General features: G+C 37.2%; 11 protein-coding genes and 1 pseudogene. 3 read left to right on the top strand and 9 right to left on the bottom strand.

Annotation, left to right across the window (positions count from 1 at the left end; all coding sequences use genetic code 11):
- Positions 1-42: 42 nt before the first annotated feature.
- From KDN43_RS09010 to KDN43_RS09000, 3 genes are all read right to left on the bottom strand, one after another.
- Positions 43-864 carry a type IV toxin-antitoxin system AbiEi family antitoxin domain-containing protein gene (locus KDN43_RS09010; RefSeq protein WP_238841641.1) on the bottom strand — a complete coding sequence of 274 codons (822 nt, stop codon included), beginning with the start codon at positions 862-864 and terminating at the stop codon, positions 43-45.
- A gap of 352 nt (positions 865-1,216) precedes the next feature.
- The gene (locus KDN43_RS09005; protein WP_238841640.1) at positions 1,217-2,119 is read right to left on the bottom strand and encodes a nucleotidyl transferase AbiEii/AbiGii toxin family protein; all 903 of its coding nucleotides are present in this window, start codon (positions 2,117-2,119) and stop codon (positions 1,217-1,219) included.
- Positions 2,109-2,879 carry a type IV toxin-antitoxin system AbiEi family antitoxin domain-containing protein gene (locus KDN43_RS09000; RefSeq protein ID WP_238841639.1) on the bottom strand — a complete coding sequence of 257 codons (771 nt, stop codon included), beginning with the start codon at positions 2,877-2,879 and terminating at the stop codon, positions 2,109-2,111. Before KDN43_RS09000 ends, KDN43_RS09005 begins: the two co-directional genes overlap by 11 nt.
- Before the next feature lie 442 nt (positions 2,880-3,321).
- Between KDN43_RS09000 and KDN43_RS16440 the strand changes: the two genes are divergently transcribed.
- The 3 genes and pseudogenes from KDN43_RS16440 to KDN43_RS08990 form a co-directional block, all read left to right on the top strand.
- Positions 3,322-3,453, top strand: coding sequence for a hypothetical protein (locus tag KDN43_RS16440; RefSeq protein WP_256448698.1), 132 nt, complete (start codon positions 3,322-3,324; stop codon positions 3,451-3,453).
- Positions 3,454-3,471: 18 nt separating this feature from the next.
- On the top strand, positions 3,472-3,726 hold the full coding sequence (locus KDN43_RS08995; RefSeq protein WP_238841638.1) for a hypothetical protein: 255 nt from the start codon (positions 3,472-3,474) through the stop codon (positions 3,724-3,726).
- A gap of 272 nt (positions 3,727-3,998) precedes the next feature.
- Positions 3,999-4,088: pseudogene (locus tag KDN43_RS08990) on the top strand (single-stranded DNA-binding protein); the annotation flags it as partial.
- A 720-nt stretch (positions 4,089-4,808) separates the two neighbouring features.
- Here KDN43_RS08990 and KDN43_RS08985 read toward each other — a convergent pair.
- The 6 genes from KDN43_RS08985 to KDN43_RS08960 form a co-directional block, all read right to left on the bottom strand.
- Positions 4,809-6,281: an RNA-binding domain-containing protein gene (locus KDN43_RS08985; protein ID WP_238841637.1), complete on the bottom strand. Its 1,473-nt coding sequence runs from the start codon at positions 6,279-6,281 to the stop codon at positions 4,809-4,811.
- 5 nt (positions 6,282-6,286) lie between these two features.
- Complete coding sequence (locus KDN43_RS08980) at positions 6,287-9,142, bottom strand: DEAD/DEAH box helicase (protein ID WP_238841636.1); 2,856 nt, start codon at positions 9,140-9,142, stop codon at positions 6,287-6,289.
- Positions 9,139-10,794, bottom strand: a complete 1,656-nt coding sequence (locus tag KDN43_RS08975; protein ID WP_238841635.1) for a site-specific DNA-methyltransferase — start codon at positions 10,792-10,794, stop codon at positions 9,139-9,141. Before KDN43_RS08975 ends, KDN43_RS08980 begins: the two co-directional genes overlap by 4 nt.
- A gap of 77 nt (positions 10,795-10,871) precedes the next feature.
- Positions 10,872-11,468, bottom strand: a complete 597-nt coding sequence (locus KDN43_RS08970) for a hypothetical protein (RefSeq protein WP_238841634.1) — start codon at positions 11,466-11,468, stop codon at positions 10,872-10,874.
- 25 nt (positions 11,469-11,493) lie between these two features.
- Positions 11,494-12,435, bottom strand: a complete 942-nt coding sequence (locus KDN43_RS08965; RefSeq protein WP_238841633.1) for a relaxase/mobilization nuclease domain-containing protein — start codon at positions 12,433-12,435, stop codon at positions 11,494-11,496.
- A complete protein-coding gene (locus KDN43_RS08960; RefSeq protein ID WP_238841632.1) occupies positions 12,432-12,788 on the bottom strand; it encodes a plasmid mobilization protein in 357 nt (118 codons plus the stop codon). Before KDN43_RS08960 ends, KDN43_RS08965 begins: the two co-directional genes overlap by 4 nt.
- Positions 12,789-12,886 lie beyond the last annotated feature (98 nt).

Below are 12,886 nucleotides of genomic sequence, written 5' to 3'. Positions count from 1 at the left end.
CTCCTGCAGAAGAGGCTTTTCTTTGTATTTCGTCAGGCAGAATCATTGATAAATGGCGGATATAAGGGTTTCAACATCAATATTTATGCGTATCCGCCAACGATCTGTATATTTTCCATTTGACGGTAATTCGGGATCCAGCAAAACATAAGCTGTGGTTCTTAATTGTAGCAAATCATTAATGATGGGATGTTCTATGTTGAGTATTTCCAATAAAAAGCCCAGTCGTTTGATGACAGCCGGGCTATTGAATCGTTTTGAGTAATCCAGAAGCGTATCAAACCGAAGTGAATCTTTTGACTGATGTATAGCTCTGGCTATTTCTACAATCCCTCCGGCATAATCGGGTCTGTACAAACAGTCTATAATCGTTTTTTCGACATCTGAACAATTTACTTTGTGAAAACTGTCGATCCACACTTTTTTTGTTCCAAAAAAATGCATGGTGTTATGGTAGATAAACTGAAAGGGAATATCTTTTATCATTAGTACCGAAGGGCGTATTTGCCTGGATACCACGATTTGTTCTTTCAGCGAAGGCTGGGTAATCAGGTTGTGAATGTGTAAGGCGGAATAATAGCCAATGTAATAATCGGCGTCGTTCACAAGGTATTGTGCAATTACATGCCATTCAGGCATAAAGGTGTTTGAATCGGCTTCGTAGGGTATGATGTAATATACACCCTGTTTCAAGCGCATCAACAACCCTCTTCTTGTCATATCACTCAACAATTCTCTTGCCGTACCCTGCTTCATCTCGGACATGGCTTGGTAAGCATCGGTGAAGTTAAAACATCGAATTCCCCGGTTATGAAAATAACTCAAGAGTTTACCTGATTGTGAAGATATATTCTTTTCCTGCATAAGCAAATTGTCAGCCTAAACCTGACTACAATGATACGAATTATAACTCAATTTGACTATTTATTCTCAAAAAATCTTGTATCCTGGTTACTTTCCGATGCAGAACATCTATTTACCCCAAGCAATACTTATTTCTTGCTCGTAAGTTTTTGAATATCAGTTATTATAAAACTGTCTCAAATATGCGGGGGACAAATGGGGGACAAAAATCTTATAAAGATAAGCCTACTATCTACAAACAAGAGTCAGGAAACTCCGTTTTTTGAGTGACGTAAACTGCTTTTGACTTCAAAAGAGAAAAACTCTGCTCTATGGCAATGAACATCATTTTTTCTTTTGTCGGCATATATCGTTATAGCCTTAAACACTCTTTCAGTTTTGCTATACCATCTTCAAATTTCTTCGGATTGCTCTTTTTTAGTTTTCCGATGTTAAGCAGTTTCCATTGCACGGAAGGATATGCTGATAAGTCTCCTGCTGAGCACTTACCCCAATCCGGCAAACCAGACTCAAAGGATAGAAGGAACTCTTTATCTGTATTACACAGATTGCCGTTTACTAATTCAAGTAGATTTTCTCTGGCTTCCTTGTAGTCGATATAACTGAAAGGGATGTCGGTCATGCCCTCAAATTGGTTCTCCAGTGCTTCTGTCTGATCAACAGCATTTGGCTGAAGCGATTCAACTATCGGTTTGTCGCTTCCAAGCAAGCACAAAAGGAAGCCGTCCTTCACCTCTTCAAAGGTGTCTATCTCCATATATTTGCAGTCGAACAAATCACGAGGATGCTGACGGCTGAGTGCAGCTGTTATCTTGCCACCATATAATTGGCTGAATGATACTGTGCGAGCCTTACATCCCATGTTGAACTCATTTCGCGCTTTCTCGCAAAGGGGTAAATCCACAGGGTTGCCTATGACACCTCGTTTTGTTCCATTGACTTCTATCTTGACCGTGGCATCACCGAGCGTACAGAGCAATTTCCAGACTTCAGGTTTATGCTTCACCATAATGCCGGGAATACTCTTTTCTATGCTGTTCTTTACCTCAAGCAATCTCTGATTGATAGACTTCAGACTCGATTCTCTGTCTGCTAAAGAGATATATGTGAGGTCAATATCAACGCTGTAACGAGGCATGTTTTTGTGGAACAGGTTAATAGCAGTTCCTCCATGCACAGCAAACTCTTTAATCTTATAAACCGATGGCATAATGCGTATGAGCAATAACACTTGTTTCTTGTATCTATCCTTCATAGCTGTTCAATGCTTTAGGTATGGTTATCATATACTTTGAACTATAGGTACCATCGGGAACCAGTTGTATCTTTGATGTTCCTATATTTATCTTTTCAAGGTCAAGCTCTTCAAACCAGTAGTGACCTGCTTTCTCCGCCATGTATAGGAACATTCTCTTGATGCTGAAGTTCTTTACGCTTTCAAGCAATCGCTGAATTACGTCACTTCTCAATGTTGTAAGCTGCTCCATGATATAATACAAATCCATATAATCATAGAATTTTGGGGCAAGCAGCAGACATTCCAAGAAAGCCTGTTCGGGAGCAGATACATACAGTACGCCATGCTCCTCCTCTTTAAGTATGACTTCTGGAGTGGGGAATACCTCTGTATAGAAAGGACGGAATATCACATCAAACATTTCGTCCTTCATCCACATAGGACGTTTCTTCGTAGGACTGAGTGCTACTGACAACGTTGGCTTCCCCATAGGCACATAGTGATTGAATCCCGCATACTCCAGTGCAGAGTGAGCTGCTATACGATATTTTGCACCGGTTTGCAGGTTACAGGTTGCCAACGCAGAGTAAGCTGATAATTTGCTGCCAGTTCTATACATCACACCTTGAGATAGCGATGTGAGCCATCCCGAGTCGCGATACTGTTTTTGCAACTGGTCTGAATATCCCTGTGTCTTGAGCCACGCAGAGAATATCAGTCCATTTTGGTCAGTATTCATCAATAATTGGTTTATCTTTGAACCTGTAACTAAATTCATAATTTATATTATAGAGTAAATATCAACTGCAAAGGTATAATCTTTTCTCGAAACCACCATGTTTTAGTTGATAATTTTTCTAGTTTATATAGTATTCCTTTATTTTGAAGGCAATTTATACGCTTTACTCCCTGTTTTGTAGATTAATCACACAACCTATCGGGCTTTGATAAGAATTGTGTTGCAAAGGTACCTGTTGTGGCATTCATCCTGCAAGGTCGGTGCCTGTGGTTTGTCCGCAAAATCTCCACGCTCTGACTGTGTCAGAGGTAGTATTTGACGGCAAAACCTTGCCATGATGAGCCATAACAGCTTTTGGGGCAACTAATTCTTTAATCAATCCCGATGGTAGTTGGTTCTACATAAGGGAAGAAAATAAAAATTTTATCTTATGGCTAACATTTGCGACACTCAGTACAAGGTGACAGGCTAACGAAGAGCCGTGGCAGATCTTTGGAAGACACTCCAAGATTTGGAGGTGAATAGTAAGGATGTGTATCTGTATCGCTTGGCAGAACACTATCGTATCGACTACGAGAAGAAAGGCATCTCGGTAAGGGGAAATATCTATTGAGCAGATTATGACAAGAGCGTGGAATACGATTGTGCACTATTGTCCTTTGACACCGAAAGTGCGTGGTCTTCCTGCGACTTGTTCTTTGAAGAGGTGAACAAGGAACTTGGCAACAAACTTTCCATCAGTTGGCGAGAGATTGAACCAGGTTGCGGCATATTCTATGTGCATGACGAGAGCGACTTCTTCCCCAAAGAGGTCAGACAGAGGAAACGATTGTCGAGGACTTGGGCAGTGAGGTCATTATCCAACTCATCAACGGCAAGGAAGTGACAGAGTACAAGGATGACGTTGTCATCTGTGAATAAACAAGAGAGAGTCTGTTGGCTATGGGCTTGCAGACTCTTTTCTCCTTTGACTGCAAAAACTCATTTACGCTCAGCTTTCAGACGTTGCCATAGCTGTTTTACCAAAAACACTGCGAAAGCAAGTTGCGCAGTATGCTCACTTGCTCCAGTCCTGTTATAGAAATGATGCTTCCACTCTTGTATATCGACACGTCGTTAGATACCTTCGCCATTGTAAGCGACACGTCACCTTTGTAAGCAGTAGGCCGTCAGGAGAAGAACGGCGAGGAAACCAACCGCGTATCAGCTTTCATGAATATGGAGGCATGGCGCAAGAACGAGCATACCGATTTTTAGAACATTCTAACCAAAGTACCATCTGTTGTAACTTTAGCCATAATATATGCTTATTGTATACCATTGTATGTCAATGTTATAGTATTCATCTGCAAACGCAGATAAATATTCCAAACTGTTTTATGAAATGATGTTTACTATAATTTTATTTTAGTTAATTTTAGTTTATAGGAATCAATGGCTGAATCGGCTTGGTGGACAAGAATTTGTCCCTCGCATCTACTTTCGGGGACAAATGAGGGGACAAAATTCAGTAAAATTTATGCAAATGCACGGAAAATGCTGATAACAAACGAAAACAAGAGAAAATACTCTAATTGATTTGTGGATAATAATTTGCGTTATATATCTACTTAATTAGCTAATAATCAAACAATTAATCTTATTTTCCTATACAGAAAGTGCAAATAATTGAATATTAGATATTTATTCTTTTACCGATACAAATTAACGTTCACATTCTATTTACTTGTTTTTGATTATCAGATAGTTACAAAAGAAACTCCGTTTTTTAGGCTTATTCGATGTATATCAGACAATTACATTTCCTAATTTGTACCGAGTTTGTACCGCATTTCCTTGAGTTTTAACCATAAACCACTGTAAAACACTATAGATAAACATATTGCATTTCCTATCTTAAGTTCAAAAAACACCTTTTTACAGTTTTTCTTTTCTTTATTGTTTTCTTTGCCTTTTCCAGCATAAGAACTAATCCTTATTTATAATTATCCATTTCCCTGATTTTGTAGCTCCTTCGTGTTTGATAACACCCTGTTTGACTAGTTGAGAAATATGGTATTTAATTTTTCCATGAGAATATCCCAATTGATTTTCCAACTCTTTACGTGTAATTGTGGGGTTTATTTTTATCGCTTCGACAATTTCTTCTTGGACGTTTCTTGGACGTTTCTTGGACGTTTCTTGGACGTTTCTTGGGCTTTTCTTGGGCTTTTCTTGGGTGATTTCCGCTCCAAACCCTTCATCTAAATATTTCTCAGAAATATTCTCTGTTACCCTAAATGCCGTTACTAATGAGAAGTCAAAAACAGCCTTCCCATTTCCGTTTTCCATTAATTCCTTTTGCACTCGATACACACCACGACTGAAACGATTGACATAACCCAATACCTTCATTGCTTCAGCAATAAACGGATTGCGGTAGTCACTGACATTCGGGAAGTTATCCGGCGTTACCTTTCCGTACAATCCGCCAGGATTTTGCACCTCTATTCGATCATCATATTCATAAAACTGCACGGGAGCATTGGTTTCATAATCACGGTGCATGATGGAATTCATTAAAAGCTCACGAGTTGCCCAATAGGGATACTTCGAAAAAGTTTCTTCACGCAGTACGCTAACGGGAATGGGGCGTTTCTGTGCAATACTTGTTTCTATGAAAGTGTCAATCTTAGGCAACTCACGACAAAGATTTCCACTAAACTTATGTTCATTAATAATGTCTCCGGCACGATCTTTTCCTTTGAAACGAACATACTGAATATAGGAGCCGTGTAAATAACGCTCCGGATTTATTCCAAAGAGAACAATAGCTCCATTAGTCGGGCAATTATAACGCAAATCATACAGTCCGAGTGAAGCCAGTTGCTTATCAATAGTACGTTTATCTTCAGAAAGCACCTCTTCGGCAACTGCTTTGGGCAGGTACTCTTTTTTGATGATGGCTATATCCAAATCATCAAGTGTTGTACCCAAACAGGGCATTGCGTCAAACGTGTGTACGTTGGACAACCGACGTTCGGTCAATATTTTTTCTTCCGCTTCAGTGGCGATGCTTTTACGTGGACCAACACGCACCCAAATACGCCCACGATAGCGAACGGGTGGAAATTCTGAAGGCTGAACTTCGGCAACTAAAACATCGCCATCGTTGAAAGAGAACTTCTCGACTGTCATCACGGGTTGCGGCAGGATATTACCGTCTGTACGGATATTTGATATTTTCAGCAACAGCTTATCATCTACTTTTAATCCGGACAGTTTTCCATTATCGTGTGCGCCTATTATCAAATAACCGTTCTTCCCACTTCCCGAAACATCATTGGAAAAGGCACAGATAGCTTGACAGAACTTGTCCATATTGTCCGTGGAAGTTGTCCGTTCAATGTGAGCACTTTCGGTGTTGGAAAGAATATATTTAAGCTGGGAGTGGGTAAGCATAGTTATTAATTACCTATTTGAGTTAGATATTTATGAATTACTTCCGTCAGAGTATCGGGGGTTAGTAATTCCTTTGGGCTACATCCTATTATATGCGGAATGTATTTGCCATTTTTCAATTCGGCAATAATATTAGCTTTCTCATTTCCTTTTCCAGAATGATGAAAAATTTGTCCGGTAACAATTAATGAATATTTGCTTTGTCCTTTCTGCAAAGAACGAAGTATTTTGCTGTTTTGCAGTTTTGCATTGTCATAAAAATCAACGGACCAATCAATTGTATCAACTCCAAGTTTCTGAAAATGTCTATTCAGTTGATTTCTAATTAAAGCTTCATCAGAAACCTCTCCCAAAATACAAATATTAAAAGGAGTTGGCACAGAGATTTCAACAGCATCATCTTCTGTTTTCTTGATACTGTCAGAATGTTTGAACAAAATTTCGATATTTGACTTGTATTGTTCATTTATTTTTCTTGCTTCTTCCAGTTCCAACTCTGCTAACTCACGTTTAAAAGCCTCGTCCTCCAATTTGGACAAGGAGTTTTCGTACTCTGCAAACAATTCTTTGTATTCCTCCTCACTTTTAGACAGTTTCTCTTTACTTTCTATTTTTGCCGAAATTTGAAGTTGTTGGCTCTTGATGAATTTTGTTAAACGTCTTTCATAGATAGCTTCAAAGCTATCTAAATTCATATCATTCAGGTGTTTGAAAAAATCAAAATAATCAACTGGGGACAGGATATAAAACCGTGTTTTTTCTTCTGAATTTGTATCCAGACGTGTTAAATAATCTCTTCCGGCTAATAATTTATAGTAGTTGTCCGCCTTGAAATCCTTATCATCCTTTATTTCAACAATGATTGTTTCTTTTTTTGTTTTCAGAATGAAATCAGGATAAAAACCATACAAAAAACCATCTTCCTTCTTGTAGGCAATGCTAAAATATTTTGCTTCGCCCTTTCCATTCTTAAACCACCATTGCAAATAATCATCAGAAGCCTCCATCCTTGCAATGAAATCTTTTTCAGGTTTGGATAATTCCGAATTACCGTTTTTATTTGTTTTTGCTAAAAAACAATTCGTATCTTCCTGTTTTAATATTGATTTTGTAGAAGGTTTCACTTCTTCAAAATTTGAAAAGATATTCACAAACGTTGGAACTTCCCAATTTGGATTAGTTATTGTCTCATCTGTTTTTGTTGGCAAATTTTTATATAAATCCTTCGCTTCTTCTATTGTTGTCTTAAAATTACCATAATTCCCCTTACTTTGGCTCATCACAATAAGTTGGATAATGTCTTCATCGCCAATTCCAAATTCATTTTTAAACCAAGATCTAATAGTGGTTTTTAAAATATTTTGGGAGCGTGCCACTTCATAAGGTGCCACAATCTGTCGTATGAATGTGTCATAACTATTTTGAATTTCAGCCTTGCTCTTTTCTATTGTTCTAGAATTGTCAAAAGCGACATCCTGTTCTTTATCCAATTCTTCGATTTTTCCTGAAAGTTTTATCTGTTTTGATATTTGAGTAACATTTGTATTTATCTTTTCTTTCAGATTGTTTGCTTTCGCAGCCTCATTAAATACAGTTTTAAAATCACCCGAAAGTCTTGTTAGTTCTCTTTTTCTACGGATATGTTCATTAAAAAGTTGTGGTCTTTTATTATAAATTTCATTATCAATAATAAGTTTTTGTTCACTAACATAGTCTTTTGCAAGTTCTTCTACTATGGTAAAAGCATTTGAAGCAGAATATACATAGCCAACATTTAATTCTGGCTTGTCTTCATAATGCATTTGTTCAGGCATACGCATAATTCGCCCAAGCGTTTGAATGTTAAATTCAAATCGTTCGTTATTCCACTCTCGTTGCAGAAATAGAATACTTGCTCGTGGACAATCCCATCCCAATGCTATAGCTTCCTTAAAAATCAACACTTCTACCGGACTTATATTACTTTCAACATCTTCTTTATTTCGTTTGTCTTCTGAAAGCCAAAGTGCTAATTTCCCACTTTGAACACTAATACCTTGATTACTTAATATCTCTATAATTTCATCTTCGGGCTGTATTATGTCATTTGCTTTCTTGTTGGGGATTTGGATAAGTAATAGTGGATTAATATTTGTACCCAAGCTTTGATATGCTGTTTGTAGTTGTTTGCGTTTGCGTAAGGCAAACAAAAGCAAATCTTTATTGCTTTTTACCTGCTCTTGCTTGGCTGCATTTATCTGTATCTCTTTTTTTATCATTCCTTCGCGAATTACGGCTTGCAAAGGAATGTCAATTAAAGTGCCTGTTGATGGTTTTGGAGTTGCAGTAATTTCTATTACCAAACGGGGAGAAATAATATCAATTAACTCTTGTGACTTGTCTGTTTTAGCATTTCGATGGCTTTCATCAATAAGCAATACGATGGTTTTGTCCTCGTCTTTGGTGTTTTCCACCACTGTCTGTAAATTCCAATTCAGTTCATTATCCACCCGAAATAAAGAATTTTCTTTATTTATACTTTCCCAATTTACAAACATTATTTCGTTTTGCTCAATGGTATTATTGTTCAGTTCTGAGTTTGTCAGACATTCAAGCAAACGTTCATCTTCAAAGTAACGAGACAAACTATTTAAACTTTGTTCATGCAATTTGTTTACCGAAATCCAAATAAAAGCAAAAGCAACGTTGGGATTTTCTTTAACAATGTGTGTCATAGCTTGCGAAACCATATAGGTTTTGCCGGAGCCGGTGGGAGCTTTAAATACAATCGTACCGGTATCTCTGTCTTCATCTGTCAAAATTTCGGTTGCCGTATCAACTAATCGTCGGACATATTTCTTCTGATATTCTATTTCTTTCATTTTTTACGCATTTTTGAGATTTTACGGTAAGTATTTAGTATTGCTTCAGGGATAGGTTTTACAGTAAACTTAATATCAAGATTTCCAAAATCATCAGCCTCGTATGTGTGATCATAGCTGAAAACATATATTACCGTATCTAAATCACCTTGTTTTTCATTTAATTTCTTTACACATTTCTCAATGCTTTCCTCGTCGTAAATAATAGCTGTTTGCTTTGCAGCATTTTTGAAAATTGCAAATTCACTTTTTGAACTTCGTTTCACGACATTTTCAAATGTATTTTCCGCCATACAGAGCAGTTCTGTACTTCGGTTTACCAATTCCCGCTTATCTTTGTCGGATTTAACATTTGGCACAAAACTTTGCTTAAAATATTTCACATTGGCGAGTATTCCATCCTTGTCGGCATAGCCATCTATCACTTTTTTTATGCGGGGGTAAGTTACTTCCTCGCATATATTGTTTTCATTGTTCGTACAAAGTATAAATTGACGATTTCCACCATCTTCTTTGTTTAATTCCAAAACAGCGTGTCCAGTTGATGCACTTCCTGCAAAGAAATCCAAAACAATTGAATTATTAGTATGAGATAGAAGTTCTTGAATTAAAGTTATTGGCTTAGGATTTTCAAATTTGTCTTTTTCTCCAAAAATTTCAGTTAACATTTTAGTGGCATCTCCTGTCTCTCCAATTTCATAATAAATGCTTCTGTTTTTTAGATATTTCACATCTTCATTATCATAGTAAACTTTCTCATAAGGTACCCATTCGTTTTCAATCTCTACCCATTCAATTAAGTTGTTATTTAAAAGTGATTTCATGCTTTTTTTACCAACTCTCCAGCGACCCGGATTCCCATCTGGTGCTACTGGGTATATTTTCTTTTTGTTGGGTGCGTTTATGGGGTAATGCATTGTAGGTCTGTCTTTTTGTCGTGCAGCTGTTCCCCATTTAGCCAACTTGATTAGTTTGTATTTTCCTCTTTCATCTTCTAAATTATAACCCTTTTCTGAATTTGGAATAAATTCATCAATCCAGACAAACTTATCTGTTCGCCTATAACACAAAACATACTCATGTTCTGTAACAAAAAAATCATCAGTTTGACCTCCACCTGATTTCTTTCTCCAGATAATCTGTCCACAAAAGTTCTTTTCTCCAAAAATATTATCACACAAAAGCTTCAATTGAGCACATTCGTTGTTGTCTATTGAAATGAAAATAGCCCCATCATTTTTTAATAAATTCTTAGCTAATCTCAATCGTTTACTCATAAAAGAAAGCCATTTAGAATGACGAAATTGATCAGTTTTATCTACAAACTTATCATTATAAACAAAATCATTATTTCCTGTATTATACGGTGGATCAATATAAATCACATCAATTTTCTTTTTATGCGTAAAGTTAAGCGTATAAAGCGAATGGAAATTATCGCCTTCGATAATGAAATTATATGGTTGAGTTGCATCTTTTACAATCTCACGAGACACGTCTTCTTTCAAAACGGGTAGTTCGGTTTCGCACTGTTTCGCAACGTGTTCTTCTTTATCTTCCCAAACTAAGCCGTATCGTTCTCGCTCTAATTTTTCCAATTTTGCTTCAAGTTGTTCGCGTGACAAATGACTGTATTTTGATTTTTTTGCCATAAATTTATTCTTTTTGCAAATCTACAAAATTTAACTGATATAAGAACTTTCTAAAAATCGGATATTAATTTCATACTTCATTTTTTGGAGTGAAGTTTTTCATCCAATTCTTCTATCTCCCTTTTCAACATCTCCTCCTGCTCCAAAATCCTTGCCCGTTGTTTTACATTTTCTTCAAAAATCTCTACTTGCTTACGTAGCTCCTTGATTTTTCTGTTGTTTCGATGAAAATAAAAAATGGTATCCATCGTTGCCATTTCTTCCTTGGTAGCGTGTCCAATCATTTGGATATAACGGTACTTTATATCGTTATCGGAATACAATTCTTTCTCGGCTTTTAAAGAGGTAGCCCATAGTGTTAATCCGAGAATAATTGCCATAAATCCCAGAACAATAAGCATTGTATTGATGGAAGTAGGCGAAAAATCGATTCGTCGCTTCTCATTTCGGATAATAATCTCCATTTCATTCAGTAGTTCAGATTGTTTGTTATTCGAACCTTCAATAAAGGTCTTCACTTGCCGGATTTCGTCAATTAGTTCATCGTTGTTAATTTCAATAATTCCCTTTGATTGTTCTTTCCCAATTTTTTCAATCTGCAAATTAGTTTTGTCTAATTTCTGATTGATTTCTTCAAACATCATCAGGATGTTGTCGTTGTCAGTTGTTGCCATAATAGTTTGTTTTTTTGTGTTGGTTTTATCGTATTCTGTGAATTTTGATTCTGTTTTTAGCCGCCCATTTTCTTGCTTTTAACGCTTGGATGTATTCGGCAAGTGTGGCATCGTAATGCGAACTGTTGGGTGTTGTAAATATGCTGAGTTGTGCAATGAGTGATGAGAGTGTTTCCACCGCACTCTCTGCCAAGCCGGTTTGCTGTGCTTGCCGTTCAGCTTCTTGCAAAGCTTGATAGGCATTATCTTTGATTTCTCGGTCGATTTTCGAGAAACTGCAATTTCTGTCCACTTTGGAGCCGTTGATTTTAATATCATCTTTCTCGAAAATAATTCCTTGAATTTTATTGGTATTTCCATTCATCTTAAATTGAAAGGTGACCTCATCTTTCTTTAACTGCTTTTCCAGTTCACTCCACGTTTTACTTTTCGGGATGGCTTGCTTCACGGCATCGTAAATCTCATATTTGGTTTTGTCGTAGCCGATAAGTCGCTCCCTGTTCACATTCTCTTTCCCTGGTGCAATATATAAACCGTGCTTTTCGGTCAGTTCCCTGCATATCTTGGTGCTCCTGTATTTCTCGTTTTTATCCGAAATAAGTTTTCCTTCGTTATCAATACGGTTGATGCAAAGATGAATGTGCGGATGACTGCGGTCGTGATGTCGCACTATCAAATACTGTGTATTTCGGATATCCATTTTCTGCAGATATGCTTCAGCTATTTTTATCATCTTATCATTGGTTAATTTATCTTTGTCTTGTCTGGGGAAATTGAGTGAAATATGCCAAACGGGTTTCTTTATGTTTGGATTCATGGATGCCTGCAACTCGAAGCTTTTTGCCGTGAGTTCTTTGGGTTCTATGCGCACACCTTCAGCTTTCAGGATTTCAGCCTTCTCTTCTTTGCTTAACATATAGCCGACAGCACCTGAAAAGCTACTCCCTTTTACAATTTTTGCCGTCATAGCTTTATCCGTTTTAAAAGTTCATCCAAATCGTCTAACAATTTCTTTGCTGTAAGTTCAATGTACCATACACCTTGTATATGTGCTAATTTTACAAGCTGGTTCAGATTATTTGCCATTCCGGCTATTTTGCGAAAGACGTCGTTTTGTTCCGCTGAAAACCGTTGACTGACTTCACCGGAAAGGATGAGCTCCCGAAGTAAATCGCATCGGTTTTTACCTGCCGTTTTCGACTTGCTTTTGAGCTGCAAATATTCGTTTGTGTTCAGTTTTAAGGAGAGCCGGTACTTGCGTTTTTCAGCTAAACTTTTGGCAGGACGTCCGCCTTTTTTAGAAGAGTTATTTTGTAGCATTTTGATGTCTGTTTATAGGTAATTTGTTAGACCAGCGGGATGGAAAACACAGTTTCGGGCAGCCCGAAACACAAACTTGCTTCTTACAATCTTTATGC

Source organism: Proteiniphilum propionicum, assembly GCF_022267555.1.
GTDB classification, from domain to species: Bacteria; Bacteroidota; Bacteroidia; order Bacteroidales; family Dysgonomonadaceae; genus Proteiniphilum; species Proteiniphilum propionicum.
This window is presented reverse-complemented; position numbering and strand designations above follow the sequence as displayed.